Origin of the sequence: Caldinitratiruptor microaerophilus (assembly GCF_025999835.1) — a bacterium.
GTDB classification, from domain to species: Bacteria; Bacillota; Sulfobacillia; order Symbiobacteriales; family ZC4RG38; genus Caldinitratiruptor; species Caldinitratiruptor microaerophilus.
This window is the reverse complement of the sequence record NZ_AP025628.1, coordinates 212,919-230,063: the sequence shown is the minus strand read 5'-3', so window position 1 is coordinate 230,063 and position 17,145 is coordinate 212,919. Positions and strand designations below refer to the sequence as shown.

Here is a 17,145-nt window from a genome sequence, read left to right as displayed (position 1 = left end):
GCCGCTACGCCTCCCCCGCAGGAACCGGACCGTACTCCCGCAGGTGCCGGTAGAGCGTGTCCCGCTCGACGGGAATCCGCCCGGCCTGCCGGATGAGGTGGACCATCTCCCCGACGTCCGCCTCCTGCGCGGTGTCCGCGCCGGCGTCGTGGATGATGCGCTCCTTGCGCACGGTGCCGTCGAGGTCGTCGACCCCCCACGCCAGCGAGGCCTGGGCCATCTTCATGCCGACCGCCATCCAGAAGACCCGGATGTGCGGGATGTTGTCGAGCAGGAGCCGGGCCAGCGCCAGGTGGCGGAGGTCGTCGATCCCCGTCGTGGCCGGCGGGACCCGCTCGCCCCGGGCGAGGAGTTCCTTCGTGAGCGGGGTGTTCGCCGGGTGATAGGGGAACGAGATGAAGGCCAGGAACCCGCCGGTCTCGTCCTGCAGGTCCCGGAGCGCCAGCATGTGGTCGACCCGCTCTTCCGGCGTCTCGATGTGACCGTACAGGATCGAGCAGTTGGACCGCAGCCCCATCGAGTGGGCGATGCGGTGGATCTCCAGGTACCGGGGGCCGCCGATCTTGCCGGGGTAGAGCGCCTTGTGCACCCGCTCGGCGAAGATCTCGCCGCCGCCGCCCGGGAGCGCCGACAGGCCGTCGGCAACCAGGTCCTCCAGAACGGCCCGGGGGCTCTTCCGGGCCAGGCGGGCCAGGAAGTCGATCTCCACCGCGTCGTAGGCCTGGACGAGCGCCCCGGGGTGGACGCGCCGGATCGCCCGCACGACCTCGCGGTAGTACTCGTACGGGACGTGCGGGTTGAGGCCGCCGATGACGTGCACTTCGGTGGCGCCGAGCGCCCGGGCCTTCTCGGCCTCGGCCTCGACCTGGTCGATGGTGAGGGTGTAGGCCCCCTCCTCATCGCGGCGGCGGGCGAAGGCGCAGAACTTGCAGCCGGCGTAGCAGATGTTCGTGTGGTTGATGTGGTAGTTGTTGATGAAGTACGCGACGTCGCCGACCTGCCGGCGCCGCGCGAGGTCCGCCAGGTAACCCAGCGCCAGGATGTCCTTCGTGCGCGCCAGACGGTACCCGTCCTCCCGGGTGAGCCGCTCGCCGGCCTCCACCCTGGCCGCGATGTCCGCCAGTTCCGAGCGCTCCACGTAGGCTTTCAGCATGTGTCCCCTTCTTCCCGGTCGACGAGGAGGGTGGGATGGCGGAAGGACGGGCAGGCGCAGGCGCGCTCCGCCGGGATGCGGCGCAGGGCGTCCAGCAGGATCCGCCCGATGGCCGCCGCCTCGCCGTAGAAGAGATCCTTCAGGTCCTCGTGCCGCCAGTCCGCCACCACGCCCTCGGCGTAGTTGACCACCATGTGGATCCCGGCGTAGCACGCCCCGATCTCGCGGGCCAGGTACACCTCGGGGCAGAGGGACTGCCCTACCACGTCGGCGCCGGCGCGGGCGAGCATCTGCACCTCGGCCCGGCTCTCGAAGTGCCGCCCGTCCGTGTTCGCGTACACGCCCCGCGTGAACACGCGCCGGGGGAGCCGGCCCGGCCGGGCCCCCAGCTCGGCCAGCGCCGCCGCCACGGCAGCGTCCGCCAGGGCCCTGCGCAGGTCCGGGCACAGCGGATCGCGCATCGAGAGCAGGTACGGGCCGCCCAGCCCCACGTCCTTGCGCACGCTCACGTCGATGTAGTCGTCGGGGATGACCAGGTCCCGCAGCTCGAGCAGGCGGCTGATGCTGCCAACGCCGCCCTCGGCCAGGACCCGGGTCACGCCGGCCTGCTGGGCCACCCAGAAGAGCTGCCGGGAGGCGTCGGCCCGGGTGATCCCGGAACGCCACCCGTGCATCTTGACCGTGAGGACCCGGCGGCCGTCGAGTTCGAAGAGGCTCAGGCGCGGGCTGGGCCCGTACGGGGTGTCGAAGACCAGGCGCGGCTCCAGGACCCTCACGCCGGGGTCGGCGAGGTCCTCCGGGAACCGCAGGGAGAACGTGGAGGAACCGCCGATGAGCAGTATCTCCGCCCGGGGAACGATCCCGGGTGTGTCGGCCATGCACGGGATCCTCGCTTTCGCCGGCCGCGCGGGCGCACTTGCGCGCGATGTCACGAGCCGGTAGAGGGGGTTCGAGACCGCGGCCGCCGATTCCTGCCGCCCCGGCGGGCGGCGCCCGCCCGCGCCCCGGGCCGCCGTCAGTCCCGGGCCACCACGACCAGGAGACGGCCCTCTCCGACCCGGATGGACGCCGGGCCCTCCCGGAACTCGTTGGAGACGCCCAGGGACTCGCCCCAGCGCAGGGTGGCACCCTCGAGCTCCCAGCGCACGTTGCGCGCGTGCACCCCGGTCACCACCGGCGTGAGCGGCAGGAGGGAGAGGAACCAGCCCGGCTCGGGTGCGACCTCCAGGACCTGGTCGGGCCCCACGAGCCAGGCCGTGTAGGCGTCGCCCACCGCCATCGCCCGCACGGCGGGGTCGAGCCCTGCCAGGACGAGGAGATTCGCCACCGTGTGGTCCAGCCGGCTGCCGCTGCCGGCGATCAGCACGAGCTCCGTCGCTCCCCGGCGGAGCGCCTCCTCCACGGCCAGGTGGGTATCGGTCTGATCCTTCGCCCGGGGAACCACCTGGATGGGAATCCGGCGCGCCTCGAGCTGCGCGAGGACCTCGGACGCCACCGAGTCCAGGTCCCCCACGACCAGGGCCGGCACCAGGCCCAGTGCCAGGGCGTGGGCGGCGCCGGAGTCCGCCGCGAGCACGAGATCAGCGGGCGAAGGCCGAATCACCCGGCGCACGCGCCCCGGGTCATGAAGGCTCCCGCCCGAGAAGACCAGCGCGCGCACAGCAGCGCCCTCACGCCGGCGGCGCCGGCAGGTCGGCCAGCACGTCACCCTGCTGGTCCCGGACCCGGATCCGCGCGCCCGGCGCCAGCCCGGCCCGCGGGATCCGGGCGAGGCACGCGGGGTGGGTGATCGCCTGCGTCACCAGGCCGCCCGGAGCCGGCCGGCGGACCTCCAGGTCGACCAGCGCCTGCCCGCTCTCCACCTTGACCCCGAGGACCCGGACGCTGTACCCGCCGGTGCGCTGCTCGCCCATGTCGGCGATCAGCGCCAGCTCGCGCTCCCAGTCCACCGGCCGCAGGTCGACCACCGCCGGGGGCGCGAACTCCCCGGGGAGTTCCACCCGGGGCTGCGGCGAACTGAGCAGGAGAAACCGCACGCGGACCCCCCCGAACCGGGCCTACCGGGCGCCGGCCAGGCGCGCGTAGCGCCAGCCGTAGTCGACGCCCGAGGCGACCGTCGCGACGACCGCCGCCGCCAGCGCCCACGGACCCACCGCCCGGAGCACGGCGGCCGCGGGCTCCTGGCTGACGATGACCACGAGGATCGCCGCGATCTGCAGCGCCGTCTTCAGCTTCCCCCAGGGGCTGGCCGCGATCACCACGCCGTCGGCGGCCGCCACGGCCCGCAGGCCCGTGATCGCGAACTCCCGGGCAAGGATGACAAGGACGACCCACGACGACAGCGCGCCCCGCTCGACCAGGGCGACCAGGGCGGCGGCGACCAGGAGCTTGTCCGCCAGCGGATCGATCAGCTTCCCCACGACCGTCACCTGACCCGTCCGGCGGGCGACGTACCCGTCCACCCCGTCCGTCAGGGCACCGACGGCGAAGACCAGGGCCGCCCAGAACTGGCCGTAGGGCAGCCGGCCCAGGAGAACGTACAGGAGGAGCGGGACCAGGGCGATGCGGGCCAGCGTGATGGCGTTCGGGACATTCAACGACCTCGGCATGACGATCCCTTCCGGCCGGTGCTCCCCCCATTATAGCAGACGCCTTCTCAGCAGCGGTCCACCCCCTGTTCCCGGAGGATCTTCGACAGGCGGTTCAGCGCGTAGGCCAGCCGGCTCTTGACCGTCCCCAGCGGAATCTCGAGGATGCGGGCGATCTCGGCGTACTCGAGCTGCTGGAAGTACCGGAGCTCCACCACCTCCCGGTAGACCGGCGGCAGCCGGGACAGCGCCTCGCCCAGGCACGAGATCACCCAGGCACGCTCGACCTCCTCCTCCGGCAGGGTGGCCGGGTCCGGGTGCCCCTGGCCGAGTTCCTCCGTGCACGGGCGGCGCCTGCGCAGGTGGTCGATGGCGCTGTTGCGCGCCACCCGGAACAGCCACGCGCGCAGGTGGGCCTCCACCCGGAAGGAGGTGGCCTGCTGCCACGCTTTCAGCAGCGTGTCCTGGCAGATCTCCTCCGCCACGTACGGGTCGCCCACGAGCCGGAACGTGAAGGCCCGGAGCGCCTCCCTGTACCGTTGCATCAGGGCGGCGAAGGCGTCCTCGTGCGCCTCCCCCCGGTCCTCCGCGGATCCCTCTTCACCGGCACTCCGGGCACTCTCAGGGCCGGGCCGCGATGGATGACGGAAACTTCTGAAGGGAACGAGCTGCGCCATCCCGGCCTCTCCTCTCCGGCCCGTTCTGCAACTCATGGCCCAACGTCTCAGGACACCTGTCCCGGTTGCTTCCTGCTTCCTCCACCGGCACCGGCCGAAGCCTGCAACCTCCGGTGTCCACAGGCGTCACTCCCCGGGGAACTCCCGGTAGCCGGCCACGCCGTAACTGGCCAGATGGAGCAGGTTCCGGGCCGCGTTCACGTCCCGGAAAGCCCACCTTCCAGCCTTCCTTCCGGCCGCGGAAGAAGTTCGCAAGTTCCCGGTGCTGCTCGATGGCGTTCGTGCTGCCTTGCCGGACCCACCGCCCGGCAGTCTTGTACGAGATGCCTTGCTTCTTGGCCCGTTCGCCCAGCTTGATATGGCTAGAATAACCTGTTTATCCACTTTTACCCATAGTTTGATGAGCCGTCCTCTACCCTTTCAAGGCGAGCCCGTTGTGAAGCGGTCTGGACTCTCGATACCCATACCATATTGTAGAGGCGAAGGAAGGCACGGGAAAGGGGGCTATCGAGAAATCTTTTTTATTGGCCAAATTGCGCCGACGCAACGGACGGCAGGTATTCTGGCGGTTACGGTGCAGTCCCGTGCGTGTCAAGCGCGCCGGTGCGGAGCAGGAAAGACCACCGGCGTGTGTCCAAGGTTTTCTCCCGGATCTGGTCAGGGGAAGCTGGGGGCGCCGGCCCGGGCGGCCGTCCCCTCCCCCGAGAGTTCCAAGCGTGCACGTTGTCCCGCCCGGCGACAACCCGTCCTGCCAGACGGAACCCCGCCCGCCGCGCACCGGACGCACCGGCCAGGCCGGGGTGGTACCCGACCGCCCCGTCTCACCACCGCGGGACCGGAGCCGCCACGACGGACGATCCGCAGGCCGGCGATCCGGCCGGACCCGTCGCACGGGCCGGCGTCCTGCCGCACGAAGGAGAGATCGCATGCACCCGCTTGCCGTCGGGGGGATCGCCGCCCTGGTTCTGGGCCTCGTGGCCGCTGCCGTCGCCCTGGTACGCCTCGGCGTCCACGGCGTACCCCTGGGGCCGGTGCTGCTCCTGAACGGCCTGCCACTCCTCATCTTCGCCGGCGGGGTGGTCCTCAGCGTCTGGCTGTCCCGGCGCAGCCGGACGCGGGCCGGCAGCTACGTGCTCTGGGGCGCCACGGCGCTGGCGGCGGCGGTGTGGTGGCTTCTGGGCGGCTAGCCGCCCGAACCGCGCCCCCGCAGCGCGGCGAGGACCTCATCGTCGCTCACCGCCGGATAGCGGCGGTAATACCGGCTCACCGCGGCGAAATCGCCCGGCTGGAGGGGACAGACGATCTCGTCGCACCACCCGGCCAGTTCCGCCAGCTGGTCGGGGCCGCCGACCGGGGCGCCGAACACGAGGCGGGCCGGCCGGCGGCGGCGCACCCAGCCCAGGGCGGCCCGTGCGGTCAGCCCCGTCGCCACCCCGTCGTCCACCACGATCACCACCCGCCCCTGGATGAGGGGCTCGGGACCGCGGCGGTAGCAGTGAAGCCTCCGCTCGACCTCGGCACGGGCAGCGGCCACCTCCCGGGCCAGAGCGGCCGCCGCCTCGCCCGCGCCCGACAGCTCCGGCCCGAGCACCACCTCGCCGTCGGGGTCGACGGCGCCGAGCGCGTACTCGGGATGCCACGGCGCGCCGATCTTCCGCGCCACCACCACGTCCAGTTCCCCGTCCAGGGCCGCGGCCACCTCGGCCGCGACGATCACCCCGCCCCGGGGAATGCCGAGCACCAGCGGCCGCTTCCCGTGGTACGCGCCCAGCGCCTTCGCCAGCGCCCGGCCTGCGGTCCTCCGGTCTTCATACACCACGGCCCTCACCGTAAGAATTTTTCCTCATCAACCCCGGACCTTCCTGCCGCGTTGCAGGAGCGGTCGGATCTCATCGGGCGAGGCCCGGGCGAGGAAGGCCCGGAAGGCGCGGGTCTCCCGCAGGCAGCGCGCCAGGCGTCGCATCGCCGGTGTGTCCGCCGGGGCGCTGCCGCCGTCCAGGAGCCGCAAGACGAGGCCGCCGCCGTCGTCCTCCCAGTCCAGCCGGCCCGCCTCCCGGAGGGCCTCGAGGCCGGCCCAGACCGCCGCCTCGGTCTCCCACAGGGACAGCGCCAGGCGCGCCGGGTCCACCCAGCGCCCGTCGCCGGCGGCGGGACGCACCGCGCCGGCCAGGCGCAGGAGCCAGCGGGGAAGCGGACTGGGAGAGGCCGCCCGCGGCCAGGCGAGCACCGCCACCCGCGCGCCCGTCGCCGCGAGCACCTCCGCCAGGAGTTCTGGCCCGGGCGGCGCCTGCGCGAGGATGACCGCCGCGGCGCGGGGCAGATCGCCGTCCCCCGGGAGCACGGCCGCGCCCGGAAACTCCCTCCGGACGCGGTCCAGGGCCTCGCCCCGCCGGTCGACGAGCTGCACCGGCTCGCCGGCCGCGCCCGCCGTCCCGCGCGCCGCCGGCTCGCTCCCCCGCGCGGCGGCGACCTCACCCCTGGCGGCCAGGGTCGCGTCCTGGGCGGCGGCCACCTCCCCCACGACGATCGGGGCGCCGCCGTCCCAGGGCGCCAGACCTTCCACCACGGGCTGGACCTCGGTCGTGCCGCCCCACCGGCTCAGCCCGAGCCGGAAGGCGACGCCGACAGGGCCATCCGGAAGGGTGCTCGTGCCCGCGCCCCACCAGATCGCGCGCAGTCGCACCTGCCCGTCTCCGAGCACCAGCCGCAGGTGGCGCCCGTCCCCCGTCGGGCCGGCCCAGAGCACCTGCACCCCGCGGGCGAACAGCACGGGCGCCGGGTGGCCCTGGCCGAAGGGAGCAGCCTGGCGCAGGCCGGCCTGCAAGGCCAGGCCGACCTCCCCGAGGTCGACCTCGAGGTCCGCCTCCTTCACCACCACCTCCGCCGGTCCGGGCACCCGCGCGGCCGCGCGGGCCCGGAACCGCTCGGCGAAGGCCGGCACCCGGTCCGCAGCCAGAGCGAAGCCGGCGGCGGCCGCGTGCCCGCCGAAGCGGTCCAGGAGCGGCGCGCAGTCCGCCACCACGTCGAACAGGGGCACCCCATCGGGCGCGCGGGCCGAACCGGTCGCGGTCCGGCCGTCGCCCTTCAGGGTCAGGAGGGCCACCGGGACCCCGAGCCGGCGGGCCAGCTGGCCGGCAGCGATTCCCAGCACGCCCTCGGGCCAGTCCGGACGGTAGAGCAGGGCGGCCGGTCCGGGGCCGCCGGCCCCGGCCAGCATCGCCTCGGCGTCGGCCAGGACGGCCGCCGTGAGCTCACGCCGGCGGCGGTTCAGGGCGTCGAGTTCCTGCGCCAGCCGGGCACCTTCGGCGGGGTCGTCGGCGAGGAGGAGCCGCGCCGCCAGGTCGGCGGAGGCGAGGCGGCCCGCCGCGTTCAGCCTCGGCACGAGGTGGAAGGCGACGTCCTCCTCGTCGCCCTCCCGGTCGCCCACCGCCAGGCGCAGCAGGGCCGCCAGGCCGGGCAGCTCCGTGTGCCAGAGCCGGGCCAGCCCCTCCCGCAGGAGCGCCCGGTTGGTGCCCACGACGGGGACCACGTCGGCCACGATGCCGATCGCCACCAGCTCCAGGTGGCGGTCGGCCAGGGCGGGGTCGCGCCCGGCCTGGCGAAACAGCTCCCGGGCCAGGAGCCACGCGGTACCGACGCCCGGCAGGTGACGGCACGGGTGGTCCGGGGGGAGGCGGAGCGGGGAGACCACGGCGGTGGCGCGAGGGAGCTCGGCCGGCAGCTCGTGGTGGTCGGTCACCACGACCGGAATGCCCAGGCGGGCGGCGAGGTCGACCTCGGCGTGGGCCGTGACCCCGCAGTCGCAGGTGAGGATGAGCCGGGCGCCGTCCGCCGCCATCTCCTCCACCCGGCGGGCGCTCAGGCCATAGCCCTCGTGGAAACGGTCGGGGAGGTAGTAGCGGGGCTCGGCGCCGAGCAGCCGCAAGGCCCGCACGAGGAGTGCCGTCGCAGTGACGCCGTCGGCGTCGTAGTCCCCGTAGACGGCGACCCGCTCGCCCCGGCGCAGCGCCCCCAGGACGGCGGCAGCAGCGGCCTCGAGGTCCGGGACCTCGGCCGGGTCGCAGCCGAGCGGCGGGTCGAGGAAGCGCCGCACCGCCTCCGGGTCGCGCAGGCCGCGCCGGAAGAGCAGCTCGGCGGCGCGGGGGTGAAGGCCGGTGGCGGCGGCCAGACCGGGCGGCACGGCCAGCGCCGGGGGCGGGAGCCAGCGGACGTTCACGGGTTCACCTCCGGCAGGTCGTCCCAGGAGAAGGTGGCGAGGATCTCCGACGCCTCCTCCTCCTCGGCCACTTCCTCCCGCGCCGCCCCGAAGCAGAGGGGGCGGTAGGTGCAGTGCCGGCAGACGGAGTCGTCGTCGGTGGCGGCCATGGCCGCCGCCGGGGTGTCCCGGAGGCGACGGACCAGCTCCCCCACCACCGCGGCGTCCTCGGCCAGGAGCTCGGCCGAGTACGACAGGACCGCGGGCTGGTCCGGGTCGCCGGGGTACCAGTACACCATCCGGATGTCCTCCGGGGCGGCGGGCGCGTACGGGGGGCCGGCGAGGGCCAGGACGAGCCGGTACACCCGGGTCTGGAGGGAGGCCGCCAGGCGGCCGGAGGGCGGCAGGGGCGACGTCTTCCAGTCGTAAATGGTCCTGCGCCCGTCCGGCTCGAGGACCAGGAGGTCGTAGCGGGCGGCGAGCGGGAGGTCGGGGGCCCGCAGCCCCAGCTCGAACTCGGGGAGGTATGTTCGGTCCGGGCGCGGGGAGCAGAAGCGATGCAGCGCCCGGACCCACTCCGCGAGCTCGGCGGCGTGGGGCACGCCGGGCGGAACCACCGGCTCCAGGCCGGCGAAGTGGCGGTGCGCGAGCAGGTGGAAGGCCCGGCCCCGCTCGACCCGGGTGCGCACTTCCGGCGCAGTGGCCTCCGGCAACCGGACGCCGTCCAGGTAGCGGTAGCGGAAGCGGAGCGGGCACTCGGCGAAGTCGGCCAGGGCCGACTGGCTCAGCAGCAGGTCAGCGGGTAGCGCCGGCACCGGGCATCGCCTCCACGAGGGACCGCAGCGCCTCCAGGGCGGGAGAGGGCCGGACGGGCACGTCGCGCCCGCCCTGGCGGCGGGTGGTGTGGTAGCTCAGGACCAGGCGGCGGCGCGCGCGGGTAATCGCCACGTACAGCAGGCGCAGGCGCTCGGCCACGAACTCCTCCCGGCCGGTCCGGGACCCCCCGGCGGGGGCGTCCCCCGTCAGGGCCTGCCAGCCGGCCAGCGCCGCCGCCTCCGGGTCGGCGAAGCCTTCGCGCAGGTACCACCGCTCCCGGGAGGCGGCGTCCACGGTGGCCGGGTAGTGGTGCTCGGTCACGCAGGCGACCGCCACCGCGTCCCACTCGAGCCCCTTTGCCGAGTGGGCGGTGACCGCGTACACGACCCCGGGCTCCGCCGCAAAGCCACGGCGGTCGCGCAGGGGAGCGACCAGACGGCGCAGCTCCTCGCCGCTTTCGCGCAGCCAGCGCGCCACGTCGCCGGGTCCGGCCAGGGGGCGCTCCTCCAGCCAGACGGCCGCGCGCGCCGCCAGGAGGTGGGCGGCGGCCGCGTCGGCCCCCTCGAGGCCCAGCGCCCGCGCGGCAGCGAGGAGCCAGGCATCGGGGCGGCCCGGCGGGTCGGCGAGGAGGGCCCGCAGCCGCTCCGCCGCCGGCCGGAGCACCTCGGCGGCGTCACCGTAGAAGGCTCTGAGGTCGTGCAAGGGCCGGGGGCTCTCGAGGGGGAAGAACAGTTCCTCCGGGCGCAGGTCGGGCGGGGCCGCCGGCGCCACGGCCGCCGGGCCTGCGAGCGCCGCCAGGGCCGGCCCCAGCAGGGCCGGGTCGTCGGGCCGCGCCAGGAACTCGACCACGGGCGTGAGCCGGTCGAGCACGTCGCCGTCCTCCGGCTCCGCCCGCCGCAGCTCCACCGCCCGGACGCCCTCCTCCCGGACCCGCCGGGCGAAGGCCTGCACCAGCTCGTTCGTCGGCAGGAGGACGGCCAGGGTTTCTCCGGGCGCCTCGCGCACCCCGCGGGCGGCCCACCGGGCGAGGCGGCGCAGCTCGTCGTCCAGGGTGCGGCTCTCGACGATCTGGAGCCCCCGGGGAGCCGCTGCCGGGTTGGGCTGGGGGTCGCCGGGGGGAACCGGGCGGATCTCCTGCCGCACGAGGGCCGACCGGGCTGCAGGGTCCGGGGCCTCTTCCGTCGCCCAGGCCACGAGCCGGTTGGCGGCGGCGATCACCTGGACGCTGCTCCGGCCGGCGTGGACGAGGGTCCGATGCCGCACGTCGGAACGGGCGCAGAAGCGCCGGAAGCCGTTCGGGTCGGCGGCGGTGAACGTGCCCATGATCGCCTGGTTCGGGTCGCCCACCCGCACGAGGTTGCCACCCGGACCGGCCAGGGCCTCCAGGATCGCCTCCTGCGCAGGGGTGCTGTCCTGAGCCTCGTCTTCGAGGATGAACGTCCAGCGCCGGCGCAGACGGCGGGCGAGGTCCGGGTCCTCCGCCAGGAGGGCCCGGGCCCCGCGCACCAGGTCGTCGTAATCGAGGAGGTTCTGCCCGGCCAGCTCGCGCTCGTACAGGTGGTAGGCTTCGGCCGCCCAGCGGACCAGGCTCCCGGCAGGGAGGGAACGGGTGAGCCGGTCGGCCTCTGCCGGCTCCAGCCCCTGCGCCTTGAACCGGCTGAACATGGCGGCGAACACCCGCCGCAGGGCCTTCTCCCAGTCCTCCTCGGCCCGTGCCCGGACCTGTGGCCGCAGGTCCTCCCGGAAGACCCCTTCGCACCGCGCGGCGTGGTGGCGCAGCCACTGGCGGGTGATCCGGGCGACGAGCCGGTCGCGCTGCATGTCCCCCAGCACCGGGGGCGGGTCGGGAACGCCGAGCCGCTCGGGCCGCTCCCGGACGATGGCCAGCGCCAGCGAGTGCAGGGTTCGCACGTCATACCCCTCGCCCGGGGGGAGCCGGAGCTCGGTCAGGAAGCGGCCGATGCGGGCCCGGAAGTTCCCCACCGCGGCGTTCGTGTAGGTGACGACCAGGACCTGGCCCGGGGCGGGCCGGCCGGAGGCGATGAGATTCGCCGCCAGGCGGGCCAGGACGTGGGTCTTGCCGGCGCCGGGCACGGCGGAGACCGCCAGGTAGCCTCCTTCGTACCCCAGGACGGCCGCCTGGTCCGGGCGCGGGGTCACGGGGCCGCACCCCCCGCCGCAGCCCCGGCCATGGCCTCATCCAGCAGCGGCAGCAGGCCGCCGGGGCTGTCGTGGCCGGCGGCGTCCACGGCGGACGAGCCGACGACCAGCGCCTCGCGGCAGCGGCGGAGGAGCGCCGACACGGTGCCTGCCGCGGCGTCCCGCCGCGCCGCCGCGCCGTGCGCGTCGGTCCAGACGGCCCCTTCCGGCCAGCCGGGGGCCAGGACGTGGGGGTTGGCGAGGGGGCCGGCGCCGCTGGGAAGCCAGCCGGGGGCCGTCACGTCCGCCCACACCTGCACCCGCGCCGCCAGCCCCTGGGCGAGGAAGCGCCACGGGGTCGTGAGCACGACGGCGTCCCGGCGACCGGCCGCCCGGGATGCCCGGCGAGGGGCGGCGCCGGGGTCCCAGCGCCCGTGGAGGACGGCCTCCAGGGCGGCGCTGAGCGGGTCGCGTCCGGGCTCCGGGTAGGCGGGGCTCGTGGTGATCCGCTCGACCTGGCGGGCGATCTCGACCGCCCTGGCGCAGGGCTCCAGGGCCGCGGCCTGCCGGGTGAGGGGGGCGATGGCCTCGGCCACCGCCCGGGCGAGGAGGTCGGCGGGGCCCGGCTGAGACCCCTCCCCCACGCTCTGCAGCCAGCCGCGGACCCGCTCCCACCGCTCGCCGGCCAGGAACCCCACCCGGTGCAGGAGGGCCGGGTCGGGCGCGCTGCTGGCCCCTCCGCCCACCGCAGCCGCCAGCGCGGAGCTCCGGACGGGGTCGAGTCCCAGGAGCCAGCCCAGGCCGTCGCGCAGGAGGTCATGCCCCGCCCCGGGCAGCGCGCCGGGTCTGGCCAGGGCCACCAGGGCGAGGAGCGCGCGCACGCAGGGCTGGGCGGCGAGGGGCGAGGGGCTCAGGTCCAGCACGGGCGCTCCGGCCTCACGGATCGCCTCCCGGAGTGCGGCGTCGGGCCACGGGGAGAGCACGGCGATGTCCCCCGGCGACACCCCGGCGTCCATGTGCTCCCGGACCGCCTGGCCGAGGAGCCGCAGCATCTCGGGCCGGAACTCGGCGTGCAGGCGGCGGATGGGGAGGAGCGGCCCCGGAGGGGTTTCCGCCGCAGCCGTGGCGGGGTCGCCGGGACGCAGGCGGGCCGCGAGGGCCGCGGCCGTCCGGGCGGCGGCCGGGGACCCCGTGTAGCAGCCGGTGAGGAGGGTGACCCGGACGTCGCCACCAAGGCGGGCCTGGAGGGCCGTCACGGCATCCCACGTGCGCCCCGGACGGCCGCCGTCCGCGCCGGCAGCCAGGACGGCGCTGCGCGCCTCCCCGGCCAGTGCAGCGATCACGTCGTGGAGGACCGGCGGGGCCTCGTGGAGGTCGTCCACCACCACGTGCCGGGCACGTTCCCGCAGGTGCGCCCGGTACGCGGGAAGCGGGAAGAGCCGGCGCACGTACAGCTCGGTCACCAGCGGGAAGTCGGCAGCCCCGGCGGCCTGCAGGCACTGCCGGTACGCGTCCAGGATGTCCCGGGCCTGCGTCAGCACCTGGGGGTCGGCCGTCCCGGCCGAGGCCAGCCGCTCGGCGGCCGCCGGCAGGTCCATGCCGGCGGACGTAGCTGCCCACAGCAGCGCCTCCAGCTGGAAGGCCAGCCGGCGGTCGCTCGCCCGCGCGTAGGCCAGCGGGCCGGTAGCCCGGCGGTGGACGAGGAGCGTCCGCAACAGGTGCGCGGTGACGTCGCCGTCGACCACCAGGGGCTCGAGGGCGCCGGCGTGCTCCGGCTCCGGCGCCAGCAGGGGCCAGAAGAGGCGCACCTCCGCGGCCATGAACCCGTAGAGGGACTGAACGGCCGGGACAGGGGTGCCGAGGTGCTCCCGCCAGGCCGCCTGCCGGCGCCCGTCCGGGACCAGGACCAGGATCCCGTCCGGCCGCTCCCCCGCATCCCGCAGGGCACGACAGTGCCGGGCCAGGCGGGTGGTCTTCCCGGAGCCCGTCGGGCCCACGAGAAGCTCCACCGTCGCCATCCTGTCAACCTCCCGGGCGTTCACGCCAGATACGATTCGCTCCGGACGGGTGCCCCCTCCTGCCGGCCGGAGGTATTCCACCCACAAGCCCCTGGGGCCCAGCCGGCGGCTGGGCCCCAGGGGCTTCGAAGCGCGGAGTCGACGGCCGGCGCGGGCCGGGCGCGGGCTCAGGAAACGGTCGCCCAGGCTTCCGGCTCCGCGAGGAGCCCGGCGAGCCGGTCCAGGAACAGCGCCGCCGGCGCCCCGTTGACAACGCGGTGGTCGATGGTGAGGCTCAGCGTCAGCAGCTTGCGGGCGACCACGCGCTCACCCTCCAGGGCGAGGGCGTCCGCCACCCGCCCCACCCCGAGGATCGCGCTCTGGGGCGGGTTCAGGATGGGCGTGAAGAAGTCGATGCCGTAGCCTCCCAGGTTCGTGACGGTGAACGTGCCGCCCTCCAGGTCCCGTGCGGTCAGGGTGCCTGCCCGCGCGGCCGCCACCAGTCGCTCCCGCTCGGCCGCCAGCTCCTCCAGGCTCAGGCGATCCGCCCCCCGGATGACCGGCACCACGAGGAGGTCGCCGTCCGCCACGGCCACGCCCAGGTTGATCGCCTCGGGCACGAACAGGGCGTCCTCCTGCCAGACGGCCTGGAGACGGGGATGCTCCCGCAGGGCGAGGGCCACGGCGCGGTGCAGGAGGTCGGTCAGGGTGACCCGGGAGCCCTGCTCCCGCAGCGCCTCCCGGCGGCGGACGAGCGCTGTCACGTCGGCCTGCCGCTCCAGGGTGAGCTGCGGCGCCTCCCGCATGCTCTGGGCCATCCGGGACGCCAGGACGCGCTGGGCCGGCGGGAGCGGCTCCCAGCGGCCCTGTACGCCGGCGATCGGCACGGGGCGCTGGCCGGCGGCCGCGGCGGTCCCGGCGGGCGCAGCCGGTCCGCCGGCAGGGCCGGGCCCGGCAGGCGCGCCTGCCGCCTCCGCGGCGCGGCGCACGTCGGCCTCGGTGATCCGGCCACCCGGGCCGCTCCCCTGGACCCGGGACAGGTCGACGCCCAGCTCCTTCGCCAGGCGGCGCGCCGCCGGCGAGACCGGGGCCGCCGGGGCAGCGCCGGTGGCCCCGGTCGGGCCGCCCGCGGCCGCCGGGGCGGCGGCGGACCCCGCCCCGGCGGAGACCTCCGCGGGGGCTCCCGGCCGCTCCGCGATCTCGCACACGACGTCGCCGGGGCGGACCGGCTGCCCGGCCGGGACCCGGATGCGTGCGAGGACACCGTCCCTCGGCGCGGCCACCTCCGTGGCGACCTTGTCGAACTGGACCTCCAGGAGCAGCTCGCCGGCGCGGACGGCTTCCCCCTCCGCCTTGAACCAGTTCACCACGAAGCCTTCTGCGTCGGGACCTGCGATGTCAAGAGGGAGCCGGAACTCGTACGGCAACGCGTTCCACCTCGAATTATTCGCCCAGCATCTCCCGCACCGCGGCGACGATCTTGTCGGCGCTCGGCAGCACGAACTGCTCCAGCGGGCGGCTGTACGGGATGGGCACGTCGGGCACGGCGATGCGGCGCACGGGCGCGTCGAGGTAGTCGAGGGCCCGCTCCGCCACCGTCGCCGCCACCTCGCCGGACATGCCGTAGCTCAGGTAGTCCTCGTCGACCACCAGGAGCCGGTGGGTCCTCTTCACCGACTCGACGATGGCGTCCCGGTCGAGCGGCACGAGCGTGCGCAGGTCGAGGACCTCCACCTCGATCCCGTCCCGGGCGAGGACCTCCGCCGCCTCCATGGCCCGGTGCACGCCCATCGCCACGCTCACGACCGTCACGTCCCGCCCCGGCCGCTTCACGTCCGCCTTGCCGAAGGGGATCGTGTACGGCTCCTCGGGTACCTCGGACATGGCCGAGGGCTGCGGGGTCATCCACCCCAGGCCCATCAGGCCTTTGTGGAAGAAGTACATGACCGGGTTGTCATCCCGGATGGCCTGGATCATGAGGCCCTTCGCATCGTACGCGTTCGAGGGCACCACGATCTTGAGCCCCGGCACGTGGGCGAAGAGCCCGTACAGGCACTGGGAGTGCTGGGCGGCGTCGCTGTACCCGCCGCCGATCGCCGTCATGATGACGACGGGCACCTTGAACCCGCCGCCCGACATGTAGTGGATCTTCGCGATGTGGTTGTAGATCTGGTCCATCGCCACGCCGAAGAAGTCGACGAACATCAGCTCGGCGATGGGCCGCATCCCCTCCAGCGCCGCGCCCAGCGCCGCGCCGATGAAGCCCGTCTCCGAGATCGGGGTGTCCATGACCCGCTCGGGGCCGAACTTCTCGTAGAGGCCCTGCGTGGCGCCGAAGATGCCCCCGTACACGCCGACGTCCTCGCCCATGACGAAGACGCGCGGGTCGCGCTCCATCTCCTGCGCGATCGCCTCGGCGATCGCCTTGCCCATGGTGAGCCGGCGAGTCTCCACCGCCATGTCGGACACCCCCCTACTCCGCGAACACGTGCATCAGGGCTTCCTCGGGCGACGGATACGGGCTCTCCCGGGCGAAGCGGAAGGCGTCGTCGACCTTCGCCCGGGCCTCCTCCCGGGCCGCGTCCAGGTCGGCCTGGGTGCCGGCGCCGGTCTCGAGGATCCGGCGGCCGAGCCGGTCGATCGGGTCGTTCGCCTTGAGGCGCGGCACCTCGTCCTTCGGCCGGTACACCTCCGGGTCGCCCTGGAAGTGGCCGTAGTAGCGGTCGGTCTTGACCTCCAGGAGGGTCGGACCCTCGCCGCGGCGCGCCCGGGCCACGGCCTCGCCCGCCGCCTCGTACACGGCCAGGGCGTCGTTCTCGCCCACGTACACGCCGGGGATCCCGTAGGCGGCAGCCCGGTCGGCGTTGGAGGCGATGGCGGTCGACTTCGCCTTGGGCACCGAGATCGCCCAGGCGTTGTCCTCGACCACGAAGATCACGGGCAGCTTCCACAGCGCCGCCAGGTTGAGCCCCTCGTGGAAGGCGCCCTGGTTGGCCGCCCCGTCGCCGAAGAAGGCGACGGCCACGTTGTCCCGGCCCTGCTTCTTGAACGCCAGGGCAGCGCCCACCGCGTGCGGGATGCCCGCGCCCACGATCCCGCCGCAGCCGAAGTGCGTCTCCGGATCGAAGAGGTGCATGTGGCCGCCCTTGCCGCGGCCCAGACCGGTGACCTTGCCGAAGATCTCGGCGGCCATCCGCCGCAGGTCCATGCCCTTGGCGATGGCGAAGTGGTGCGGCCGGTGCGTCCCCGCCACGGCGTCCTCGCGCCGCAGGTGCGCGCAGACCCCCACCGCCACCGGCTCCTGCCCGGCGGCCAGGTGCATCTCCCCGGGGACCGGCCCGGCGGCGATGTTGAAGACCGGCTGCTTGCCCTCCAGGTACGCGGCCGCCATGGCGTCCTCGAACAGGCGGATGGTCCACATGTCCCGGTACATGGTGAGAAGCGTCGTCCGATCCACGGCCATGCCCAGCACTCCCCTCCTGTGTCGGCGATTTCTCCCCACTCGCTACCGTCGCGCCGGGGCAGGGACAAGTCAAAGGCCGGGACACGAGCGGTCCCGGCCAGCCCACGAGCGGTACGG

Annotated in this window: 15 protein-coding genes; 1 reads left to right on the top strand and 14 read right to left on the bottom strand. The window is 74.8% G+C overall.

Annotated elements, in window-relative coordinates; genetic code table 11:
• Positions 1-4 precede the first annotated feature (4 nt).
• From mqnE to caldi_RS01100, 6 genes are all read right to left on the bottom strand, one after another.
• Complete coding sequence (mqnE, locus tag caldi_RS01125) at positions 5-1,153, bottom strand: aminofutalosine synthase MqnE (RefSeq protein WP_264843243.1); 1,149 nt, start codon at positions 1,151-1,153, stop codon at positions 5-7.
• Positions 1,147-2,031 (bottom strand): MTAP family purine nucleoside phosphorylase, encoded by an 885-nt coding sequence (locus tag caldi_RS01120; RefSeq protein ID WP_264843242.1) that lies wholly within the window; start codon positions 2,029-2,031, stop codon positions 1,147-1,149. Before caldi_RS01120 ends, mqnE begins: the two co-directional genes overlap by 7 nt.
• Positions 2,032-2,168: 137 nt before the next feature.
• Positions 2,169-2,813: a thiamine diphosphokinase gene (locus caldi_RS01115; protein ID WP_264843241.1), complete on the bottom strand. Its 645-nt coding sequence runs from the start codon at positions 2,811-2,813 to the stop codon at positions 2,169-2,171.
• A 10-nt stretch (positions 2,814-2,823) separates the two neighbouring features.
• Entirely contained in the window at positions 2,824-3,189 is a 366-nt protein-coding gene (locus tag caldi_RS01110) for a protease complex subunit PrcB family protein (RefSeq protein WP_264843240.1), read from the bottom strand.
• Positions 3,190-3,210: 21 nt separating this feature from the next.
• Positions 3,211-3,750 (bottom strand): CDP-diacylglycerol--glycerol-3-phosphate 3-phosphatidyltransferase, encoded by a 540-nt coding sequence (gene pgsA, locus caldi_RS01105; RefSeq protein WP_406568114.1) that lies wholly within the window; start codon positions 3,748-3,750, stop codon positions 3,211-3,213.
• Between the two features lie 59 nt (positions 3,751-3,809).
• A complete protein-coding gene (locus tag caldi_RS01100) occupies positions 3,810-4,418 on the bottom strand; it encodes an RNA polymerase sigma factor (protein WP_264843238.1) in 609 nt (202 codons plus the stop codon).
• Between the two features lie 926 nt (positions 4,419-5,344).
• Between caldi_RS01100 and caldi_RS01095 the strand changes: the two genes are divergently transcribed.
• The gene (locus tag caldi_RS01095; protein ID WP_264843237.1) at positions 5,345-5,605 is read left to right on the top strand and encodes a hypothetical protein; all 261 of its coding nucleotides are present in this window, start codon (positions 5,345-5,347) and stop codon (positions 5,603-5,605) included.
• On the opposite strand, the gene caldi_RS01090 is transcribed toward caldi_RS01095, so the two are convergent.
• The 8 genes from caldi_RS01090 to caldi_RS01055 all read right to left on the bottom strand — a co-directional run bounded on the left by caldi_RS01090 (position 5,602) and on the right by caldi_RS01055 (position 17,028).
• Positions 5,602-6,246 carry a phosphoribosyltransferase gene (locus caldi_RS01090; RefSeq protein ID WP_264843236.1) on the bottom strand — a complete coding sequence of 215 codons (645 nt, stop codon included), beginning with the start codon at positions 6,244-6,246 and terminating at the stop codon, positions 5,602-5,604. The two genes, caldi_RS01095 and caldi_RS01090, sit on opposite strands and share 4 nt — an antisense overlap.
• 18 nt (positions 6,247-6,264) lie before the next feature.
• Positions 6,265-8,634, bottom strand: coding sequence for a single-stranded-DNA-specific exonuclease RecJ (recJ, locus tag caldi_RS01085; RefSeq protein WP_264843235.1), 2,370 nt, complete (start codon positions 8,632-8,634; stop codon positions 6,265-6,267).
• Positions 8,631-9,428, bottom strand: a complete 798-nt coding sequence (locus caldi_RS01080; protein WP_264843234.1) for a PD-(D/E)XK nuclease family protein — start codon at positions 9,426-9,428, stop codon at positions 8,631-8,633. Before caldi_RS01080 ends, recJ begins: the two co-directional genes overlap by 4 nt.
• Complete coding sequence (locus caldi_RS01075) at positions 9,409-11,589, bottom strand: ATP-dependent helicase (protein ID WP_264843233.1); 2,181 nt, start codon at positions 11,587-11,589, stop codon at positions 9,409-9,411. Before caldi_RS01075 ends, caldi_RS01080 begins: the two co-directional genes overlap by 20 nt.
• Positions 11,586-13,586, bottom strand: a complete 2,001-nt coding sequence (locus tag caldi_RS01070; RefSeq protein WP_264843232.1) for a hypothetical protein — start codon at positions 13,584-13,586, stop codon at positions 11,586-11,588. Before caldi_RS01070 ends, caldi_RS01075 begins: the two co-directional genes overlap by 4 nt.
• Before the next feature lie 167 nt (positions 13,587-13,753).
• Positions 13,754-14,992, bottom strand: coding sequence for a dihydrolipoamide acetyltransferase family protein (locus caldi_RS01065; protein WP_264843231.1), 1,239 nt, complete (start codon positions 14,990-14,992; stop codon positions 13,754-13,756).
• A gap of 16 nt (positions 14,993-15,008) precedes the next feature.
• Positions 15,009-16,025 carry an alpha-ketoacid dehydrogenase subunit beta gene (locus caldi_RS01060; RefSeq protein ID WP_264843230.1) on the bottom strand — a complete coding sequence of 339 codons (1,017 nt, stop codon included), beginning with the start codon at positions 16,023-16,025 and terminating at the stop codon, positions 15,009-15,011.
• 13 nt (positions 16,026-16,038) lie between these two features.
• Positions 16,039-17,028, bottom strand: a complete 990-nt coding sequence (locus caldi_RS01055) for a thiamine pyrophosphate-dependent dehydrogenase E1 component subunit alpha (RefSeq protein WP_264843229.1) — start codon at positions 17,026-17,028, stop codon at positions 16,039-16,041.
• Positions 17,029-17,145: the final 117 nt, after the last annotated feature.

Excerpts from the sequence above, each read along its gene's own strand:
- mqnE (WP_264843243.1), bottom strand. The coding sequence starts at position 1,153 with ATGCTGAAAGCCTACGTGGAGCGCTCGGAACTGGCGGACATCGCGGCC.
- caldi_RS01120 (WP_264843242.1), bottom strand. The coding sequence starts at position 2,031 with ATGGCCGACACACCCGGGATCGTTCCCCGGGCGGAGATACTGCTCATC.
- caldi_RS01100 (WP_264843238.1), bottom strand. The coding sequence starts at position 4,418 with ATGGCGCAGCTCGTTCCCTTCAGAAGTTTCCGTCATCCATCGCGGCCC.
- caldi_RS01095 (WP_264843237.1), top strand. The coding sequence starts at position 5,345 with ATGCACCCGCTTGCCGTCGGGGGGATCGCCGCCCTGGTTCTGGGCCTC.
- caldi_RS01070 (WP_264843232.1), bottom strand. The coding sequence starts at position 13,586 with ATGGCGACGGTGGAGCTTCTCGTGGGCCCGACGGGCTCCGGGAAGACC.
- caldi_RS01060 (WP_264843230.1), bottom strand. The coding sequence starts at position 16,025 with ATGGCGGTGGAGACTCGCCGGCTCACCATGGGCAAGGCGATCGCCGAG.
- caldi_RS01055 (WP_264843229.1), bottom strand. The coding sequence starts at position 17,028 with ATGGCCGTGGATCGGACGACGCTTCTCACCATGTACCGGGACATGTGG.